Consider the following 20,253-nt stretch of genomic DNA (forward strand, 5'->3'; position numbering starts at 1 on the left):
TGGAGGGAGAGAAGATGAATAAGCTAAAACAGCTGTATACGCACACGAGTATCCGATTCGTATTACATACATGCTTTTATTTAGCAATTCTTGTTACCTTGTTCTTAATGTACGGCTTCCATACGGCCAATACAGGCAACTATATTTATAATGATTTCTAAATGGAGAAGATAAAAAATGAAACTTTTAACGCGTATTGCGCAGCATGCGGCAACAAAACCGGAACATACAGCATATCGGACAAATGACCAGGTTCTTAACTATAAATTGCTTTGGGACAAATCGGGCAGACTAGCTAGCTTAATCCATGCCATGCAGTTCGACCGACAGACTCCAGTTGTAGTATATGGTCACATGGGAATTAATATGCCGATAGCATTCCTAGCATGTGTACAGGCAGGCTATTCTTATATACCGGTTGATACATCCATTCCATTGGAACGGGTGCGTCTTATCGTCGAAAAGTCTGGTGCAGCATTAGTAATTAATACAACAGATAGCAAGCTGGATGTTGTTAGTGTTCCAGTTTTACAAATATCTGAACTGAAGATGGAACAACAAGAGCCTATAAGTCGTGAGTATTGGGTTAAGAATGATGAAGTTTTTTACATTATTTATACATCTGGCAGTACTGGAAATCCAAAAGGTGTGCAAATAACTGCAGCAAATTTGCAATCCTTTACCGATTGGATGACAAATGACTTTCCTTTAGATGAAGGCAAAGTATTTTTAAATCAGGCACCTTTCTCCTTTGATTTATCTGTAATGGACTTTTATCCTGCTCTTCAAAGCGGCGGTTCCATTCATACATTGGAGAAAGAGGTAATCAATAAGCCGAAGGTATTATTCGAAAACTTGAGTCGGTCTAGTTTGCAAATCTGGACTTCGACACCATCCTTCGTGCAAATGTGCTTTCCAAATCCGGACTTTAATCAAACGATGCTTCCTGAGCTTGAGGTATTCCTTTTCTGTGGGGAAGTACTACCATTAGCTGTAGCCAAAGAACTGAAAGCACGTTTTCCACAAGCAAGGATTTTTAATACTTATGGGCCAACCGAAGCAACTGTTGCTATAACGTCTATTGAAATTACCGAAGAATTACTTAAAAAAGAGAAGGCACTGCCAGTAGGCTACCCAAAAGCTGATATGCGAATTATAGTTGTAGACGAATTCGATAATATCTTGCCAGAAGGACAAAAGGGAGAGCTTATTCTTGCCGGGCCAAGCGTATCAAAAGGCTATTTAGGTGAGCCGCTGCTGACAGAAAAGGCATTTGGCAAGATAAACGAAATGAATGCTTATCGTACTGGTGATGCCGGCTTGATTGAGGATGGAATGGTGTACTGCCAAGGCAGACTTGATTTTCAAATAAAGCTGCATGGCTATCGGATGGAGCTTGAAGAAATTGAGTTCCACCTTAACCAGTCAGATTATATTCAGGCAGCCATTATTATCCCTCATGCACCAAATGAAGAAATTGAATATTTGATTGCAGCAGTCGTACCTGCAGCTCATGAATTTGACAAGGAATACAAACTGACAGCCGCTATTCGGAAAGATCTTGCTTTGCGCTTGCCGGCATATATGATACCACGTAAATTCACGTATCATACTGCTATGCCAATGACAATGAACGGAAAAGCAGACCGGAAGAAATTGAAGGAAGAGGTATTCGCATGACCCCATATAGCTCTTTCCTTTTCTTTATTATTCTAGGTATCTTGCTGCTGCCGACGATGATACTCGGAATAATGGGCAGGCGCCTGCGCTATTACAACGTGTTTGTATCGATTGTTGTATTGGCTATTATATTTTCAGGCGGAAACAACGGCTTCTTTTCATTAGTAGCATTTACTGTTCTGCAGCTTGTACTTATTAAAGGCTACATAACGTATCGAAAGACGAAAAATAGTAGTCTTGTATTCTATTTAATAAGTTTACTTTCGATCCTGCCTTTAATTTTATCGAAGCTTTTGCCGATTTTAGCTGTAGATAATTTAGTGAGCTTTCTTGGTATTTCTTATCTGACATTTCGTGCAGTCCAAATTATTATTGAAACAAGAGATGGATTAATAAAGAATCAGCTCTCGATTTACCAGCTTGTTAATTTTATGCTGTTTTATCCGACCATTTCATCCGGACCAATTGATCGCTTCCGCCGATTCCAAAAGGATGAAGAGAAACGATGGACACCGGAGGAATACAAGGATCTGCTTTATAAAGGGATTAACAAAATTTTTCTTGGTTTTTTGTATAAATTTATTATCGGCTATTGCATTAATACGTACTTCATAATGAATTTAGATACTATAGCAGATGGCAAGTTTACCTATCATTTGCTCTATATGTACAGTTATAGTTTATACCTGTTCTTCGACTTTGCCGGCTATACGGCGTTTGCAGTCGGAGTCAGTTATATGATGGGAATCAGGTCACCAGAGAACTTTAATAAGCCATTCATCAGCCGTAACATTAAGGATTTCTGGAATAGATGGCATATGTCATTGTCGTTCTGGTTCCGTGATTATGTGTTCATGCGCTTCGTGTTCTTAATGAAGAAAAAAAGATGGATTCAGAACAAAATGCTTGTTTCAAATCTAGGTTATATCCTGTTATTCCTGCTGATGGGAGTTTGGCATGGATTAGAAATTCAATACATCATTTATGGAGCTTATCATGCTTTGATGATGACCGGATTTAATTTCTTCGAAACCTGGAATAAAAAACATAAACGCTGGCCAACAGGAAAAGCGATGACAATCGTGTCGATTATCATTACTTTCCATGTCGTTTGTTTCGGCTTTTATCTGTTTTCCGGCAGACCATTTCAATAAAAGGGGATTATAAATATGGATTTTAAAGAAAAAGTACTACAAGTTATTGCAGAAGTTTGTCAAGATGATGTTGTTAAAGAAGAACTAGATTTAGATTTATTCGACTCAGGGATTATTGATTCATTCGGGACAGTAGAGTTACTGTTTCAATTCGATGATCAACTCAATATCACTGTTCCAATTACAGAATTTGATCGAGATACCTGGAATACACCTAATGCTATCGTTGATCGACTGAATGAGCTGAAGTAATGAAGAAGAAGTATATGTTTGGACCAATCATTGTCGCATTGGTCCTGTTTGCCGGGGTTGTATTCGTACCAGTATCATGGCTGGCAAAGCTAGTCCCTGCGGAGCGTTTGCAGGAATCGGCCATCAGCTTGCAGCCAAATATGTTTCAAGGAACATATCTGCAAGCTGAAATGCTCGAAAGTTCGACGTATGTTCCAATCTATGGTTCTTCTGAATTGTCGCGCTGGGATCCATACCATCCATCGAATTATTTCGAGGCAAATGATGCTGCTTTCACACCTTATCTAATAGGAAAAGGCGGAACAACCTCTATTATCCATGATTTAAACTTTGCAACACATGCCAAACAATTAAAGAACAAGCAGATGGTTGTTATCGTATCACCGCAATGGTTTGTTAAGCATGGTACAGACGAGCAGCACTTTGCACCAAACTATTCCTCCCTGCAAGCGTACCAACTTCCCTTCAATAAGGAAGTGGACGAGCAGGTGAAGCGAAAATTGATGCAACGCCTGATGACGTATAATGCAGTCAAAAATGATACGATTCTTAATCAGCTATACGATGCTTATTTGCATGACAAAAAAAGTACGTTTAATATGCTGTCAGTTCCTGCAAAGGCTTATATTTCGGTCTTGAAGAAAAAGGATTTGTATTTTACACTTCAGAATGATTCCACACCAAATCGACATCAGTCAGATAAAGTGAAGGACAAAACATGGGAAGAACTGCAGGCTCAAGCAGAGACTTACGGGGCGAAACGGACACAGCAATCAGACTTCTATATTGACGACAAAGTCTATAAGCATAAGAAGGATCGCATTAAGGGGATGAAAGGAAAGAATAAAGGACATTCCTATGCAGAATCACTTGAGTATGATGATTTCCAACTGATGCTTGATATTCTGAAGGAAGCAGATGCAGTACCGCTTTTTGTTATTATTCCTGTGAATGGGGAGTACTATGATTATACTGGCTTTCCCGAAAAAGGCCGGCAAGACTACTATACTCGTATAAAAAAACAAATTAATGATAGCGGCTTTCCCTACGCCGATTATTCTGGCCATGAATACGACCCGCACTTTTTACGTGATACGATTCATATTGGCTGGAAAGGCTGGGTTTATTTAGATGAGGATATACAGAAGTTCCTTCAATAACAATAGAACGATTCACCTGAGTGGTGGGTCGTTTTTCTGTTAAAGGCAGCATCATTTTTGTATAGACTGCATGTTACTTGTTTTGGTTGTTGGTTAAATCACTGAAGTTGTCATTGGTTTAGAGTAGCCACTTGAATTTTATCTCGTTATTGATGCCCGCATGGCGCATTTTCCTATTCTTAAAATAAAATAAGTGGGATCGAAACATTCATAATGTAAAATAGCATGGAGAGTATGAGGGAAGCAAATATCTTTTTTTTCTGTTTATGTAAAAGTATAAATATAATTGTTACGCTAAGTAAAATTAGCGGATACAAATAGAAAAATAGCGCTGAATTTCCATTAATCATTTCTTGGATTACCCCTTGAAAGGCAGTAATGATAAGATTAATAGAAACTAAATAATAGACGAAATTTGAAGTCAACTGTAAGTTCAAAATTTTATTGGTTATTATTGAATAAAATTTAATAGATAAATAAACAAAAAGTAGCATACCTGCTATTAAAAATAGGATTAGCAGAAACAAAACAAGTTTATAAATAGTTTGTGATTGGAATAAGTCAATAATATGATAATATTTATTTTCGTTAACTCGTTTATACTGATAGCCTAACATTAATAATTGACATGCTGTTAATAAGATAAATAGTAAAATATTTGCTGATTTTTACATGTTTTCACCTTCATTTCTCTTCGTTTTAATACCGCATTGAGACCCATCTAATTTACTGAAGTTTCGAATGTCTTAATTCTTCATAAATATATATCTTAACGAATAAGATATTTTCAGTACTTAAATCTTCCTATAAAAAAGAAAAAGTAACGGTATAATTATCCCTCTCCTTGTAAATTTAAATATTAACCTAATCTATTTAATGATAATAAATTAGTGCTCTTATTTATTTGTATTCTTATCGAACTTTTTCTCTGTAAATGTTATTTAAATCACTTTGGGGAGGCTTGGGAATTATTAATGCCTATAAAGAAAATAATAGATACTTACTATTTTTGAATAGTAATTTAATGAAATTAGAATACAGAAATACATGTTGAATTATTGAAATATAGGAAGTCATTTGGCTGGTTTCCTAATCTGCTTTTGTTGTAAATATTAAAGAATTCCTTGACAGATAATAAAGTTCTTGTTAACTTATAAATCGTAATGGTTGCGATTTATACATAGGAATTAGGAGGGGAAAAAATGAAAAGATCACTTTTCATCTTATTTAACATCATGCTGCTTTCAGTATTCTTAGTAGCATGTGCAGGAACAAAAAGTCAGGATCAAGCAACAGGAGCTGGGGAAACAGATTCAGAAGTACAAGAAAAAAACCAAGATACCAGCGCTGAAGTGGATATAAATAACCTGGATGCTCCAGAAGATATCAAAATAGAAGGGTTAGCAGATCACTATCATACCGGTGACAAAGTAAAGTTAACTGCTGTTTTAGTTGAAGAGACAGAACAAGACCATTGGCACTGGTATAGTAGAGAAAATGCCGATGAGGAATGGAAAGCAGTAGAAGGACAGGAAACACAAGAATTTACAGGGGAAGCAGCGGTTAATGGACTAGAATTAAAAGTTGTTTTGTTCAGTAATGACGACAAACCTAGTGCTCAATCAGAGCCTGTTAAAATACTGATTAATGATCATGGACAAGATGAAGTTAGCAAACTAATATATAAAGGGATTTTTGAAGATAGCCAAGTTGAAGAACGACCATTGTCTGATTGGGAAGGTGACTGGCAGTCCATTTATCCATATCTAGTATCTGGAGACTTAGACGAAGTGTTTGAGCATAAAGCAGAAAATGGAGATATGACAGCAGAAGAATACAAAGACTACTATACAGTAGGGTATAAAACAGACCTTGAACGCATAGTGATTAAAGATAATTCTGTAACATTTTTCGAGAATGGACAGGAGTATACCGGCAAGTATGAGTCAGACGGGTACGAAATTCTTACCTATGAAAAAGGCAATAGAGGTGTGCGCTTTATTTTTAAATTAGTAAATGGAACTGAGAACATGCCTAAATACATTCAGTTTAGTGATCATGGTATATTCCCAGCTGATTCGTATCATTTCCACTTGTACTGGGGTGATGATAATGAGAAACTGTTAGAGGAAGTTACGCATTGGCCAACATACTATCCTAGTAATCTTGATGCAAATGGCATCGTAAATGAACTGTTAGCTCATTAATAGTGATTAGTTTAACAACAGTGAAACTTCATATTTGTAATGTATATAAAATTAGTTAGTTTTAAAAAGAATGCTAGGAAATAAATCGTAATTATTACGCTTTGGTGGAATTTTTTGGAGGGCAAAAAAACATGAAAAAAGGCTGGTTGGTTTCCATTTTAATGATATCCACGATTCTATTCGGGTGTCAAAATGGAGAAAAACAAAACGCATCAGAAAAGATATCTGTAGTAACATCGTTTTATCCAATGTACGAATTTACTCGACAGGTTGCAGGTGATCAGGCAGATGTCACTTTAATGTTATCATCTGGAGAAGATGCACACCATTATGAACCAAGTGCTAAAGATGTCGCTCGAGTTAATAAAGCAGACGTATTTGTCTATAGTAGTGAAGAAATGGAATATTGGGTGGATAGCTTATTAGAAACGATTAACAACGATAAATTAATTGTAGCCCGTGCAGCAGATGGCATTGAACCAGACCATCATCATAAACAAAATACGGTCGATAATGATGCAACTAATACAGTTGCTGAAAATGTTAGTGAAGAAGAACGAGAACACAGCCATGAAGATGGGGAGCAAACTTCACAAACAAAACAAGTAGAACTGAAGGGATTATCAGATCATTATCATACAGGTGATGTTGTGACTCTTGCTGCAGAGCTTCAAGGAGAAACTAATTATGATCATTGGCATTGGTATTCACGAGATGATCATAATGACGAATGGGAATTGGTAACTGGACAAGAGACAGACCTTTTTGAATACAAAACAACTGGAAAAAGCTTTGAGGTAAAAGCCGTATTATTGGACGATGAAGATAATACTTATGCCGAATCAGAGTCAGTATCGGTTTTAATAGACAATCACGAAAATCAAGATCCGCATAGTTGGTTAGATCCGGTATTAGCACAGGAGCAAGTTAATATAATCCGTGACTCTCTCATTGAAGCGGATCCAAATGGAAAAGATATCTATGAACAAAATGCTGAATCCTTTAAAAAAGAACTGCAAAAATTGGATGAAGAATATCAAGAGACCCTAAAAAATGCGAAGAAGCGTATATTTGTAGTGCAGCACCAAGCCTTCGGATATCTTGCAGAACGATATAATTTAGAGCAAATTTCAATTGGTGGCATATCTACAGAGGTAGAACCAAGTGCATCACGCATTGCTGAGATTGGAAACTTGGTGAAGGTGTATAATGTACCAGTTATCTATTATCAACAAGGTGCCAATTCAGCAATTGCCGAAACAGTTGCTGCAGAAACAGGAACAAAAACAGCTAAACTCTATGACTTAGAGGTTTTGTCTAAAGAATTTGAAGATGAAAAATTAGGTTACATTGCTGCGATGCGTGAAAACCTGAAATCCCTGCAGCTAAGTATTCAGTAAAAGAGATATGTTTTAGTTTAAAAATGTTGAATAACGAGAGCATTAATTCTATTTAGGTTAATGCTCTTTTCAAATGGTCTTGGTTCTAATCTTTGGCAATAAAGGGTAATGGAAAATTATATTTAGATAAAAGCACACTTATAAAGAGGTGTGTGGAAGTTAGCAACTGGTTGTTAAACCTTCATTAAATAATGATGATTTAAATTATCAGGCAGTTAATTTGAATTATTATAGTAGTTATGGTTAAATAATAATAGTTCAAACAAAACGTAATGATTACTATTATCAAATAGAAACATTATCATTACTGTTTTTTGTTCAGTAATTAAAACACACAATAAAGGAGAATTAATGATGAAAAAAGGCATACATCCCGAATATCAGAAAGTTGTTTTTATGGATACAGTTAGTGGTTTTAAATTTTTATCAGCTTCAACAAAGAAAAGTAAAGAGACGATTGAATGGGAAGACGGAAATGTATATCCATTATTAAAGGTGGAGACAAGTTCAGATACACATCCATTTTATACTGGAGTACAAAAGTTTGGCGAAAGAGGAGGAAGAGCAGAAAGATTCAATAAAAAGTATAACATTAAGTAATTTATACTTTAAAAGCTAAATAAAGTGATAAAAAAACCACCTAAACCCTGTTGAATAGAGGATTAGGTGGTTTTTATCATTTAATAGTTCATCGTCAATGAGTTGAACTTAAACCATCAAACTCGATTAATGGAAACTAATTTAGGATTGAAGCCAAAACGAGTAAATGTAGCAAAAAGCACAGAATCTGTGAGACTTCAAAAGATATCCCCTCTTAACAAAAAAACCCCGATTGACTTACACATCAATCGACTAAGTTGAAAGATATTAACCTGTTAGTGTAATGTATATGTCTATTATTTGCCCATACGAATATTTTTAACTGTTTTTCTTTCAATGCTTAAGTTTTCATAAATCCTCTTTCCACCACTTCCCAAAGGTGCTTGTGCAAGTAATCCTACTTTAACAATTTCCTCAACTGGCAAATTGAAAAATCTCATCATATAATAATTTTCACCATCTGTAGAATAGTGGAATGCAAAAGAACTACCACTTCTGCAAATTTGAAGCCAAACAGAATTATTATCAATGTTGCATCCATTCGCATCATCAGATTCTTCCTTTGTAACAACACTCACTACTGCATGTGTATTAAAATCGGTTAATTCAAAACACGCTTTTGCCCAATAAGCCATATCCTTCATAACCATTATCGAGGCAGAATCGTAAGTATCCTTGAAGTCATGAGAAACTTTTACTCTCATAACAAAATCTCCTGCCACCTCCGTATAATAAAAGGGTGCATTACATAATGATTCTGGAGTAATACCTTCTTCTCCGATTGCACCGTTGTTACAGAAAAAATCAGTTTCTTTAGGCGCATATAATTCTATTCTTCCATCATCCTCGGAGACAACGCTTTCATTAATCCAATTGAAGTTTAACATGTTATATACCTCCCTAATTTTTAAATTTATTTATTATGTACAAATAACCACCAATCTCGACTGTTGCTATCTCTTATTTTAAATAAGTACATATATTGAAACAAGTAAAATAACAGACATATATTTGTATTTTTTCTATATTTTGAAAAAATATTGCATCTTTGGTGGACTAGGAAAGTTAAGGGGGAGTTTTAAATATTGTTGAGAGTGGACTCCATCTGAAGATGGTAACGACACTTATAGTGACCAATGTAAACAGAGAGATAGAGAATTTGTTGTGGCACTCCGCAATAAACTGAAACTACTCCTCTAAAGTGTACAAACGCACACGCCCAATTTCTACAGTACATATAAAAATGTACAATTCAGCCTTTTCAATCAGTTTCTAAATACAGTTTCACCTGACCCGACACTAACATATGGTGATCGATTGGGCTTCAATTAGAAGAAGCGAAGATCTAAAGCTTGCTAATCAACAGGACTTGTGCAAATTAGTGTGGTTGCTGATAACTATGTAAAAGATGTTAATGATCATCTTAAAATGAATATATGGTTAAAGTTATGGTTTTAAGTGGGATTAACACTTATACATGGAGTTAACGCTCACGTACTTTGTGAAACTGAATTGTTTGTTTTTGATGGAGGTCATTTCTGTAATAAAAAATGGATTATCAGAGATTAAAAATTATACGTTAATTTTTAATCTCATTTCTATTTATTCCTTTGTTTTTTATTCATTTTGAATAAAAAACAAAGGAACATAGTTAAGAAGATGAAAGAAAGTATTATGAAATAAATTTAAAATAAGATTATAAGTTGTTTTCAATAATATACATATTCTCAAGGAAAGAGGCGTCTGCATGAAACTTGGTATTATTGCAAAACCAATTGAAAAGAGTTTTCAAGAAGCGAAAATGATGGGATTAGAATTTATAGAATTATGTGTAAATGAAGGAGACGATGTAGAAGAATTCTATGAAGGCAGACAGAATTTATTTAGATGGATAGAGGAATACGGAATTGATATAGGTTCCATTGGCAGATGGAAATCACATCGTATTAATCAATCAGGAGAAGTGATTCAAGAGGAGTTAGACAGATGTTTCAGGCTAATAGATATTGCCAGAGAGTCAGGCTGCAAGAATTTTGTAGCTGGTTGTAATTATGTAGGAGAGTTATCTTACTACGCAAATTGTAGTGCAGCTATTGAGTTTTATTCACGCCTTATAGAGTATGCGAAGCCTAAAGGTGTTAAGGTTTCTTCTGTTAATTGCAGAAAAGAAAACTTTGTAAATAATCCTAAATCTTGGGGAATAATTCATGGTCATTTAGCTGACTTAGGAATCAAATATGATCCTTCCCATAGTTACTATGACGGTGGAGATTACTTAAAAGAAACACTTGATTGGGGGCATAGATTTGAACATGTTCACTTAAAAGGCTCTTTAATGGTGAATGGTATAAGAGTAGATGATCCACCTGCTGGACTCGATCAAACAGACTGGGGATCCTTTATTTCTTTACTTCGAGCTAGAGGATATACTGGCGGACTTAGTATTGAACCGCATTCGTCTTTTTATACAGAAGAAGATGCATATAAAGGTACATTGTACACTATCAAGTATATGAATAAGATACTGTTTAAAGATTAAGAGGTGAGAATAAAATGCGAAAACTAAGATATGGATTAATAGGTGTAGGAAATAATGCAGTGAAAAAACATCTTACTAATTACGCGATGTTAGGTAATGTGGAACTTGTAGCAATTAGCGACATTAACATGGAACATGCTGAGAAGGTAGCAGAAAGATTTGAGATTAGTAAAGTTTACAAGAACTATCAAGATATGATAAATGAAGAGAACCTCGATATTGTTAGTGTTACGACACCAAACTCACTGCATGCAGATATGACAATTTATGCCCTCCAGCATGGGGTAAATGTTCATTGCGAAAAACCACTGGCTATTAATGCTTCAGAAGCGCAGAGAATTGTTGATGCCAAAAATACTTCAGGTAAGTTAGTAATGGTCGGATTGAACAATCGATTCACTAATGCAGCTATCTATTTAAAAACATTAATTGATACTGGTTACTTTGGTCACATTTACAAAATCAATACTGGATGGGTTAGACGCAGCGGTATTCCTGGAAGAGGTACTTGGTTTACAAACAAATCGATTGCTGGCGGCGGCGTATTAATTGACCTTGGTGCACATTATCTTGATTTAGCTCTTTATTTCATGGGCATGCCGGAACCAAAGTATATAACAGGTGCAGCATATCAGAATTTCGCTCATACAACTTCGAGAAATCGTAATGGTTATAAAGGTGATCCAAATGGAATTTTCAATGTGGAGGATAGTGCAACTGGTTTTCTTGGTCTTGAAAATGGTTCTACAGTCCATTTTGAATTTAGTTGGGCTTCAAATATTGAAGAAGAACGTACTTTCGTTGAGATTTTAGGGACAAAAGGTGGAGCAAGCATTGTGAATGGAAAGCTCAAAATTCAATCTGAGTTACTAGGCACTTGTATAGATGTGATGCCAGTGTTAAATGACAATATTAAATTTTTAAGTGAGTTCGAACATTTCACAAATGCTATTTTAACAAATGAAGACTTAATAGCCCCTGCTGAACATGGTGTGTATTTAATGAATATTATTGATCATTTCTATCAGTCAGCTGATACTCCAGAACCAGTATTTTTCGATAAAAGCACATTAAAACTATTCTCTTAAAAACTCTAGTTGTTGTTATTGAATGAAGCATTTCGGTGAATATAAAAGTAGGCTTAAGCAAGGAGTGAAAACATATGAAAATCAAATTAGGTGTAATTGGCTTTGGTGGTATGGGGAAATGGCATGCGCAGAATGCTCCAAGAGCAGGAGTCGAGATTGTAGCCGTTTGTGATATAGAGGAAATGAAACAAGCGGAAGCAATTAAAATGGGATTTAAATTGTACAACACAGCTGAAGAATTAGTGGCTGATAAAGAAATTAATACGGTTATTTTAACAGTACCGAATCACTTACATAAAGACATGTGCCTATTATCAGCTAGAGCAGGTAAGCACGTGATTACTGAAAAACCAGCTGCACTAAATGTAGAAGAGTTAGATGAAATGGATCATGCATGTAAAGAAGCAGGCGTATTCTTTACTTGTCATCAAAACAGAAGATGGGATAAGGACATGTTGACAGTGAAGAAAGCATATGAAGAAGGTTTGCTTGGTAATATCTTTACAATTGAATCCAAATTGCATTCAGGGAATGGCTATATGCATGAGTGGCATATTTATAAAAATTATGGAGGCGGAATGATTTATGATTGGGGAGTACACCTAGTTGACCAAATTCTATTTATGATGCCTAATGCAAAAGTTAACTCCCTTTATGCGGACGTTAAAAATGTATTACATGAAGAAGTAGATGATTACTTCAAAGTAATTATGAAAATGGATAATGGAATCACAGCACATATTGAATTATCAACTTATATTTTGGACTATCAACCACGATGGCTAGTTGGTGCTGATAAAGGAACAATGATTGTCAAAACCTTCGCTTGTGACGGGAATATTTATAGAACAGGAAAAATGTTAGAAAAACTTCCACCACAGATAACGGAAACGGAAGCAGGACCGACAAGACAATTCGCACCTGTTCCTCCTGGAGGGATTGTGACAGAACCACTTCCCGTAATTCATTCTGATTGGACAGATTTCTATAAGAATATTGATGACGTTATTAATGGGAGAGCTGAGCCATTAATAAAAATTCCGGAGGTAAGACGGGTCTTATCATTGATGGAATCCATAAGAAAATCATCAGAACTTGGCGAAGCAATTTTGTTTGAGTAGTTGGATTAAAAATTAATATGCAATTTGTAATCTGAATAATTAAAGGAAATATAACATTCAATAAATGGAGAAAATCCTACTAATACTAGAACAAATATGAAAAAGGCAACAGATAGAATTAGCTGTACACTATAAATGTAAGCGATTTAAATACGTAGGTTAAGAAGGGAGATACTCAATGAAGCTGGGTTTTAACAGTGCTATTTTAGATGGATGTACATTTGAAGAAGTTATTGATTTTGCATCAGAGAACGGCTTTAAATGTGTAGAATTATGTGCATGGCCGAAAGGAAAGGCTCTTAGAAAATATGCCGGTGTAACTCATATTGATGTAGAACAATTAGATGTTAATTATATAAAAAATTATACAGCAGAAAAAGGCGTTAAAATTTCTGCTATTGCTTATTATCCGAATGCATTAGATCCAGATGCAGAAAAAAGTAATTATTATGTAGAGCATATTAAAAAATGTGTAGAAGCTGCAAAAAAATTAGATGTAAATATGGTTAACACCTTTATTGGAAGGGACCAAAATAAAACAATTGATGAAAATCTACAAATAATGATTGGTGTATGGAAACCTATTGTTGATTTTGCAGACCAATTAGGTGTGAAAATTGCAATTGAAAACTGTCCAATGTTGTTTACAAGTGATGAATGGCCAGGTGGACAGAATTTAATGACAACTCCAGCTATTTTTCGCAGGGTGTTTGAATTAATCCCTAATAAAAATTTCGGTTTGAATTATGATCCATCACACTTTGTATGGCAACAGATTGATTATATTAAACCTATTTATGAATTTAAAGAAAGAATCTTTCATATTCATTTTAAAGATATAAAATTATACAAAGATCGTTTAAATGATGTTGGAATCATGGCAACTCCACTTCAGTTCCTATCACCTAAACTACCAGGGCTTGGTGATGTAGATTGGGGAAAATATATTTCTGCTTTAACGGATATTAGTTATTTCGGATATGCAGTAATTGAAGTGGAAGATAAAGCGTTTGAAGAGTCATTAAAATCTAGAAAAGATTCTATAAAAATAAGCAAAAACTATTTAAGTCAATTTTTAGTTTAAAAATTTTTTTGTGAATTTAATATAAAAATAGGAGTGAATTACTTTGTCTAAATTACGAATTGGTATTATCGGTTGTGGTGGAATCGCAAATAACAAACATTTTCCGGCGTTATCTCATTTCAACGAGGAATGTGAAATAGTGGCATTTTGTGATGTTATCGAAGAGAGAGCTTTAAAAGCAGCCAAGGAATTCGGATCAGCTGATGCGCAAGTGTACACGGACTACAAGGAATTATTAAAGGATCAATCGATTGATATCGTCCATGTGTGTACACCAAACGTATCGCATAGTCCCATAACAGTAGCTGCGTTTGAGGCTGGAAAGCATGTTTTATGTGAAAAGCCAATGGCACACAATACAGAAGCAGCGCAAAAGATGATGGATGCTTGGAAAAAATCAGGGAAAAAGTTCACTGTTGCTTATCAAAACCGCTTCAGAGAGGAAGTTCAAGCATTACACCAATCATGTGAAAGAGAAGAATTAGGCGAAATCTACTTTGCAAAAGCACATGCAGTACGTCGCCGTGCTGTGCCAACATGGGGCGTATTCCCAGATAAAGCACAACAAGGTGGTGGTCCGCTAATTGATATCGGCACACACGCCCTCGATATTACCTTATGGATGATGAACAACTACAAACCAGTATCCGTATCAGGCTCCGTATTCCATAAGTTAGGCAGATTACCAGAAGGACCAGAAGGAAATTTATTTGGACCATGGGATCCAGAAACATTTGAAGTTGAAGACTCAGCATTTGGTTATATCAAAATGGAAGATGGCTCCACGATATTCTTAGAATCCTCATGGGCATTAAACACATTGGATGCGAAGGAAGCAGCAACAACCCTTTGCGGAACAAAAGGGGGAGCCCAAATTATCTCTGGCATGGGCCAAAAGGAAAAAGAGCTTATTTTCAACCGAGCACACAATAATATGTTAGTCGAACAGAAAAAGTCACCAGTCGGAAATATTGCATATTTTGAAGGTGGAGCGAATTCACCAGAGGTATTAGAAGCAAAGCAATGGTTAGCGGCAGTGAAGGAAGATACAGAGCCATTAGTTAAGCCAGAACAAGCATATATCGTCACAAAAATCTTAGATGCCATCTATCAATCTGCGGAAACTGGTAAAGAAGTTGTTTTTAAAAAAGATTTAAATATAGTATAAGCTAAACCATTTAATTAGTAACAAGAAGTAACTTAGTTGTTCTTCTGAAAAATATAGAGTAAATCACGAAAAGGAGAAAAACGGTGTTTCTCCTTTTTTATTATAAAATAAAACTTCCATTAATTTCATCGGCTTAACAAAACGTTTATTACCTATTACAATTTACATGTAAAAACTATAAAGATAATACTTACTTAATAGTCAGTTCCGATATTTTATTTGAAATGAAGAATTGTTTAATGTTCGATAGAATGATAATATTTTTATAATAAGAATATTAACCGCTTACACATTCGTTATAACGAATATTTTAGGTGATTTGTGTGTTAATTAGATGGTGCATATTTTGAAATCTAAAAAATATGTTTGCAGCTAATATCGATTAAAGCAAATGTAAGTATATTAATTTGAAGATTCGGTGGAGGGTATAGAATGCTTAATACTCAAACAACTCAACCTTTAATAGATGCTCAATTAATAACGATTTCAGTTATGAATGGTAAAGATGTGCTGGATCATGCACATAAAGACATCGAATTAATTTATGTGATTGAAGGAGATTTAGAAGTAAAGGTAAAGAGTAATATATTCACATTAAATAATTCGGATTTTATTATGATTAATTCAAATGAGCTTCATTCATTTCATTCAGGAGACAATAGTTTAATAGTTATAATTCACTTTAACTATTTACAAATGCGTTCTATTCTTCAACAGGAGAATCTATTTTTTCAATGTATTTCATTAGAAAATACAGTTTCAGCTAATCAACAGATGAAAGCTGTTATAGAGGAAGTACTGTCTGTCTATTTAAAGGAATCTAACTTTTCGATAGCGGAATACTGGGGAAGAGTATTGAAGTTAATTTCTATTATTCAATTGAATTACTTAAGGGATAGAAAGCACCAAAAAGTTAAACCACTGCAATCTGAGGAAATGGCGAACGAAAGAGTGGTGGAAATACTTGAATATGTCGAAAATAATTTCCGAGAGCCATTAACACTCGAAGAAGTTGCGAGTACTCAATATATTACAGTACCTTATTTATCTAAGTTTTTTAAAAAACAGACTGGTAAAACATTCTTACAATATTTAAATAAAGTACGTCTTGCTCATGCTGTAAATGAACTAATTAATACCAAAAAATCCATTACTAGAATTGCACTCGACAATGGTTTTCCAAATCTAGTAGCTTTTAATAGAGTTTTCAATGATAAATTTAAGGTGAAGCCTGCTGACTATAGAAAAAGTAAATTAGAGAAAATTACAGATGAGGTAAAGACAGTAAGTAATGTTAAAGTGGAAAAGGAAGAAGCTTTGTTTGAGCTGCGTCATTATATGGAAGCTTATTCACCAGTAGAAAAGAAAAACGAATTAATTGCGGTGGATATAGATATTAGGAAAATATCCAAATTAGAGGCTTATACTAAGTATTGGAATAAAGTTATTAACGTTGGATATGCAACTGACTTATTAAATTCAGATATGCAAGAACAGATAGCACTTTTACAGAATGATATAGGTTTTACTTATGCACGATTTTGGGGGATGTTTAGTGATGAAATGCATGTTGAAGACAACTCATATGGACAGGTAGTTTATAATTTTTCAAATATTAATAAATTATTAGATTTTCTAATAAAAAATAGATTGAAACCATTTATTGAGCTAGGACCGAAACCAAAACTTGTTTTGAAATCATTTCATCAAACACTCATATATCAGACAAACAAGGAAAAGACGTTTGATGAATGGAAAAGTTTATTAAGGGCCTTCTTGTTACACTGTATCGAACGGTACGGAATTGAGGAAGTAGAAACATGGTACTTTGAAATATGGAGTAATAACATTGACCCTATTGTTAACTTAGAGAATATAGAGGGCTTATCTAAAAATAGCCGACATGATCCAAGTCAATTCGCGGAATATTTCAAAATATTCACATTTCTTAAGGGGATCTTAAATGAGCTTGTACCTGGTGCAAAGGTAGGTGGCTGTGGATTAACAATGGATTTAGAAATAGAAAAGTTAGATTTATTTTTGAAACAATGGAGATTGCAAGAGATGCAACCGGATTTTCTTTCTATTTACCTCTATCCCATAGAAACGGAGAGTGATAGAAATGCTAAAAAGAATGTAATCTCCACAAATCCAAACTACATAAAAACCAAAATAAGACAGGTTCGAGATGCAATGAATAGATATGATTTTGATGATTTAGAATTAAATGTTACAGAGTGGAATATTTCCATATCAAATCGGGACTATTTAAATGATACTTGCTTTAAGGCCTCTTATATAGCTAAGAATATTATCGACAATTTAACTCTAAATAATATTAATATGTTAGGGTATTGGATGTGTTCGGATATATTTAGTGACTTTAAAGACTCTAAAAACTTACTGCATGGTGGGGTAGGGCTCATAACCAAAAGTGGTATAAGAAAACCAAGTTACCATTCCTTTTCTTTATTAAAAAGATTGGGGGAAATATTAGTTTCAAAAGGTGATAACTATATTATTACCAAAAAATCTGGGGATCGCTACCAGATTATTTGCTATAATTATAAACACTTTGACTATTCTTATTATCTTCAGCCGGAAGGCAGTATTGAGATAAGTGAACAATATGATATCTTTGAAAATAATAACCCACTAACACTTTCATTAAAAATGAAAGGCATTAAAAATGGGAGGTATCGTCTGAAAGAACAACGTATTAATCGTAAATATGGCAGTGTTTTAGATGAATGGCTAAATTTTGGTTCTATTTATGATATGAAACCAGATGAAGTAGAATATTTGAAACAAAAAAGTGTTCCCTATATGAAGGTGAGCCACACTATTGTTGAAGAAAATAATATTTTGATTAAAGGTGAGTTGCAACCACATGAAGTAAGACTATATGAACTTAACCTAATCATTAGTGATTCATAATATATAAAGAGAAAAGATGAAAAATTACCTCGTAATTTTTCATCTTTTTTTATATTTATATTTAGAATTCTTGTATACATCCAATATGTTATTGAGATTAAAAATAACACCTTATTTTTTAACCTTCTGATTATTTGTTGGCAATATTCCTAAAGAAATTAGGTTAAAATTCCATGTTCAAATGTTAAGAAAGAAAAGGGAAAGAAATGGGATAAAAGTTAAACTTAATTTGTAAGCGAAACCAATAAAAAGGAGTTATACAAATGAGTAAACTAAAAATAGCTATTATCGGTTGTGGTGGAATCGCAAATAACAAACATTTTCCGGCGTTATCTCATTTCAACGAGGAATGTGAAATAGTGGCATTTTGTGATGTTATCGAAGAGAGAGCTTTAAAAGCAGCCAAGGAATTCGGATCAGCTGATGCGCAAGTGTACACGGACTACAAGGAATTATTAAAGGATCAATCGATTGATATCGTCCATGTGTGTACACCAAACGTATCGCATAGTCCCATAACAGTAGCTGCGTTTGAGGCTGGAAAGCATGTTTTATGTGAAAAGCCAATGGCACACAATACAGAAGCAGCGCAAAAGATGATGGATGCTTGGAAAAAATCAGGGAAAAAGTTCACTGTTGCTTATCAAAACCGCTTCAGAGAGGAAGTTCAAGCATTACACCAATCATGTGAAAGAGAAGAATTAGGCGAAATCTACTTTGCAAAAGCACATGCAGTACGTCGCCGTGCTGTGCCAACATGGGGCGTATTCCCAGATAAAGCACAACAAGGTGGTGGTCCGCTAATTGATATCGGCACACACGCCCTCGATATTACCTTATGGATGATGAACAACTACAAACCAGTATCCGTATCAGGCTCCGTATTCCATAAGTTAGGCAGATTACCAGAAGGACCAGAAGGAAATTTATTTGGACCATGGGATCCAGAAACATTTGAAGTTGAAGACTCAGCATTTGGTTATATCAAAATGGAAGATGGCTCCACGATATTCTTAGAATCCTCATGGGCATTAAACACATTGGATGCGAAGGAAGCAGCAACAACCCTTTGCGGAACAAAAGGGGGAGCCCAAATTATCTCTGGCATGGGCCAAAAGGAAAAAGAGCTTATTTTCAACCGAGCACACAATAATATGTTAGTCGAACAGAAAAAGTCACCAGTCGGAAATATTGCATATTTTGAAGGTGGAGCGAATTCACCAGAGGTATTAGAAGCAAAGCAGTGGTTAGCGGCAGTGAAAGAAGATACAGAGCCATTAGTTAAACCAGAACAAGCATATATCGTCACAAAAATTTTAGATGCCATCTATCAATCTGCGGAAACTGGTAAGGAAGTTGTTTTTACTAAATGAAGCGAAAAAATACTGTTGTAAGTAGGAGGAGAAAAAATGACATTTGTAATGAAATTACCCTTTGTTGATACTGTAGTCGACAATAGTCTTGTAAATACATTAGTAAATGGAAAAAGGCTTGGATATGAGTTCCAAATTCGTTTAAGTTATTATCGAGGTCATTATTTGTCTTGTATCGAGGATTTAACCATCGTGGTAGATGGGGAAAAAGTGAAAGCGAATGATATTAATTTCTGTCTAAACGGTAAAGAGTTTACAATGGGGCAAATTCAATATCTCATTTCGGAATTTTGGAATTGTAATGAAGCAGCTACAATTAAAGTTTATTTACCAGGTGGTTTAGAAGATGGGGAACACACCATTGATGTTACTTTATTGCTTCGTAATGCCTATATGTACATTCCAGGAAATACAGAAAACCATAATTATGCAGTATTAGATTCCTGTGGTAGCAAAACAGTAACTTTAAGAAATGAAGAGAGGAGATAGC

At 34.8% G+C, this 20,253-nt stretch carries 17 protein-coding genes and 1 pseudogene; 17 read left to right on the top strand and 1 reads right to left on the bottom strand.

Annotated elements, in window-relative coordinates; genetic code table 11:
* The first annotated feature begins 14 nt into the window (after positions 1 to 14).
* From CEQ21_RS02135 to CEQ21_RS02170, 8 genes are all read left to right on the top strand, one after another.
* Positions 15 to 161, top strand: coding sequence for a teichoic acid D-Ala incorporation-associated protein DltX (locus tag CEQ21_RS02135; RefSeq protein ID WP_185763041.1), 147 nt, complete (start codon positions 15 to 17; stop codon positions 159 to 161).
* 16 nt (positions 162 to 177) lie between these two features.
* The gene (gene dltA, locus CEQ21_RS02140) at positions 178 to 1,680 is read left to right on the top strand and encodes a D-alanine--poly(phosphoribitol) ligase subunit DltA (RefSeq protein WP_185763042.1); all 1,503 of its coding nucleotides are present in this window, start codon (positions 178 to 180) and stop codon (positions 1,678 to 1,680) included.
* On the top strand, positions 1,677 to 2,834 hold the full coding sequence (gene dltB / locus CEQ21_RS02145; RefSeq protein WP_185763043.1) for a D-alanyl-lipoteichoic acid biosynthesis protein DltB: 1,158 nt from the start codon (positions 1,677 to 1,679) through the stop codon (positions 2,832 to 2,834). Before dltA ends, dltB begins: the two co-directional genes overlap by 4 nt.
* Positions 2,835 to 2,849: 15 nt before the next feature.
* The gene (gene dltC, locus CEQ21_RS02150; RefSeq protein ID WP_185763044.1) at positions 2,850 to 3,086 is read left to right on the top strand and encodes a D-alanine--poly(phosphoribitol) ligase subunit DltC; all 237 of its coding nucleotides are present in this window, start codon (positions 2,850 to 2,852) and stop codon (positions 3,084 to 3,086) included.
* Positions 3,086 to 4,246 (top strand): D-alanyl-lipoteichoic acid biosynthesis protein DltD, encoded by a 1,161-nt coding sequence (dltD, locus tag CEQ21_RS02155; protein ID WP_185763045.1) that lies wholly within the window; start codon positions 3,086 to 3,088, stop codon positions 4,244 to 4,246. Before dltC ends, dltD begins: the two co-directional genes overlap by 1 nt.
* A gap of 1,202 nt (positions 4,247 to 5,448) precedes the next feature.
* On the top strand, positions 5,449 to 6,453 hold the full coding sequence (locus CEQ21_RS02160; protein WP_185763046.1) for a metal-binding protein ZinT: 1,005 nt from the start codon (positions 5,449 to 5,451) through the stop codon (positions 6,451 to 6,453).
* 131 nt (positions 6,454 to 6,584) lie between these two features.
* Positions 6,585 to 7,853, top strand: coding sequence for a metal ABC transporter solute-binding protein, Zn/Mn family (locus CEQ21_RS02165; RefSeq protein ID WP_185763047.1), 1,269 nt, complete (start codon positions 6,585 to 6,587; stop codon positions 7,851 to 7,853).
* 354 nt (positions 7,854 to 8,207) lie between these two features.
* Positions 8,208 to 8,453 carry a type B 50S ribosomal protein L31 gene (locus CEQ21_RS02170; RefSeq protein WP_185764059.1) on the top strand — a complete coding sequence of 82 codons (246 nt, stop codon included), beginning with the start codon at positions 8,208 to 8,210 and terminating at the stop codon, positions 8,451 to 8,453.
* A 296-nt stretch (positions 8,454 to 8,749) separates the two neighbouring features.
* Here the strand turns inward: CEQ21_RS02170 and CEQ21_RS02175 are convergent, their stop codons facing one another.
* Entirely contained in the window at positions 8,750 to 9,340 is a 591-nt protein-coding gene (locus tag CEQ21_RS02175) for a DUF1349 domain-containing protein (RefSeq protein ID WP_185763048.1), read from the bottom strand.
* 472 nt (positions 9,341 to 9,812) lie between these two features.
* On the opposite strand from CEQ21_RS02175, the pseudogene CEQ21_RS27025 reads away from it, so the two are divergent.
* The 9 genes and pseudogenes from CEQ21_RS27025 to CEQ21_RS02220 all read left to right on the top strand — a co-directional run.
* Positions 9,813 to 9,884, top strand: a pseudogene (locus tag CEQ21_RS27025) (RNA-binding protein S1); the annotation flags it as partial.
* 316 nt (positions 9,885 to 10,200) lie between these two features.
* A complete protein-coding gene (locus tag CEQ21_RS02185) occupies positions 10,201 to 10,992 on the top strand; it encodes a sugar phosphate isomerase/epimerase family protein (RefSeq protein WP_185763049.1) in 792 nt (263 codons plus the stop codon).
* Positions 10,993 to 11,006: 14 nt separating this feature from the next.
* On the top strand, positions 11,007 to 12,080 hold the full coding sequence (locus tag CEQ21_RS02190) for a Gfo/Idh/MocA family protein (protein ID WP_185763050.1): 1,074 nt from the start codon (positions 11,007 to 11,009) through the stop codon (positions 12,078 to 12,080).
* A gap of 74 nt (positions 12,081 to 12,154) precedes the next feature.
* On the top strand, positions 12,155 to 13,201 hold the full coding sequence (locus tag CEQ21_RS02195) for a Gfo/Idh/MocA family protein (RefSeq protein WP_185763051.1): 1,047 nt from the start codon (positions 12,155 to 12,157) through the stop codon (positions 13,199 to 13,201).
* Positions 13,202 to 13,379: 178 nt separating this feature from the next.
* The gene (locus CEQ21_RS02200; protein WP_185763052.1) at positions 13,380 to 14,285 is read left to right on the top strand and encodes a sugar phosphate isomerase/epimerase family protein; all 906 of its coding nucleotides are present in this window, start codon (positions 13,380 to 13,382) and stop codon (positions 14,283 to 14,285) included.
* A gap of 43 nt (positions 14,286 to 14,328) precedes the next feature.
* Positions 14,329 to 15,453, top strand: coding sequence for a Gfo/Idh/MocA family protein (locus CEQ21_RS02205; protein WP_185763053.1), 1,125 nt, complete (start codon positions 14,329 to 14,331; stop codon positions 15,451 to 15,453).
* A gap of 432 nt (positions 15,454 to 15,885) precedes the next feature.
* Positions 15,886 to 18,390, top strand: coding sequence for a GH39 family glycosyl hydrolase (locus tag CEQ21_RS02210; RefSeq protein ID WP_185763054.1), 2,505 nt, complete (start codon positions 15,886 to 15,888; stop codon positions 18,388 to 18,390).
* A 263-nt stretch (positions 18,391 to 18,653) separates the two neighbouring features.
* Positions 18,654 to 19,763, top strand: coding sequence for a Gfo/Idh/MocA family protein (locus tag CEQ21_RS02215; RefSeq protein ID WP_185763055.1), 1,110 nt, complete (start codon positions 18,654 to 18,656; stop codon positions 19,761 to 19,763).
* 36 nt (positions 19,764 to 19,799) lie between these two features.
* The gene (locus CEQ21_RS02220; protein ID WP_185763056.1) at positions 19,800 to 20,252 is read left to right on the top strand and encodes a C-glycoside deglycosidase beta subunit domain-containing protein; all 453 of its coding nucleotides are present in this window, start codon (positions 19,800 to 19,802) and stop codon (positions 20,250 to 20,252) included.
* Position 20,253: the final 1 nt, after the last annotated feature.

This window comes from Niallia circulans (assembly GCF_007273535.1).
Lineage (GTDB): Bacteria > Bacillota > Bacilli > Bacillales > Cytobacillaceae > Niallia > Niallia circulans_B.

What these genes read in the sequence shown, in the direction of transcription:
- CEQ21_RS02215 (WP_185763055.1), top strand. Translation starts at nt 18,654, where the DNA reads ATGAGTAAACTAAAAATAGCTATTATCGGTTGTGGTGGAATCGCAAAT.
- CEQ21_RS02160 (WP_185763046.1), top strand. Translation starts at nt 5,449, where the DNA reads ATGAAAAGATCACTTTTCATCTTATTTAACATCATGCTGCTTTCAGTA.
- dltA (WP_185763042.1), top strand. Translation starts at nt 178, where the DNA reads ATGAAACTTTTAACGCGTATTGCGCAGCATGCGGCAACAAAACCGGAA.
- CEQ21_RS02200 (WP_185763052.1), top strand. Translation starts at nt 13,380, where the DNA reads ATGAAGCTGGGTTTTAACAGTGCTATTTTAGATGGATGTACATTTGAA.
- CEQ21_RS02210 (WP_185763054.1), top strand. Translation starts at nt 15,886, where the DNA reads ATGCTTAATACTCAAACAACTCAACCTTTAATAGATGCTCAATTAATA.
- dltD (WP_185763045.1), top strand. Translation starts at nt 3,086, where the DNA reads ATGAAGAAGAAGTATATGTTTGGACCAATCATTGTCGCATTGGTCCTG.
- CEQ21_RS02190 (WP_185763050.1), top strand. Translation starts at nt 11,007, where the DNA reads ATGCGAAAACTAAGATATGGATTAATAGGTGTAGGAAATAATGCAGTG.
- CEQ21_RS02165 (WP_185763047.1), top strand. Translation starts at nt 6,585, where the DNA reads ATGAAAAAAGGCTGGTTGGTTTCCATTTTAATGATATCCACGATTCTA.
- CEQ21_RS02220 (WP_185763056.1), top strand. Translation starts at nt 19,800, where the DNA reads ATGACATTTGTAATGAAATTACCCTTTGTTGATACTGTAGTCGACAAT.
- CEQ21_RS02185 (WP_185763049.1), top strand. Translation starts at nt 10,201, where the DNA reads ATGAAACTTGGTATTATTGCAAAACCAATTGAAAAGAGTTTTCAAGAA.
- dltB (WP_185763043.1), top strand. Translation starts at nt 1,677, where the DNA reads ATGACCCCATATAGCTCTTTCCTTTTCTTTATTATTCTAGGTATCTTG.
- CEQ21_RS02170 (WP_185764059.1), top strand. Translation starts at nt 8,208, where the DNA reads ATGAAAAAAGGCATACATCCCGAATATCAGAAAGTTGTTTTTATGGAT.
- CEQ21_RS02195 (WP_185763051.1), top strand. Translation starts at nt 12,155, where the DNA reads ATGAAAATCAAATTAGGTGTAATTGGCTTTGGTGGTATGGGGAAATGG.
- dltC (WP_185763044.1), top strand. Translation starts at nt 2,850, where the DNA reads ATGGATTTTAAAGAAAAAGTACTACAAGTTATTGCAGAAGTTTGTCAA.
- CEQ21_RS02135 (WP_185763041.1), top strand. Translation starts at nt 15, where the DNA reads ATGAATAAGCTAAAACAGCTGTATACGCACACGAGTATCCGATTCGTA.
- CEQ21_RS02175 (WP_185763048.1), bottom strand. Translation starts at nt 9,340, where the DNA reads ATGTTAAACTTCAATTGGATTAATGAAAGCGTTGTCTCCGAGGATGAT.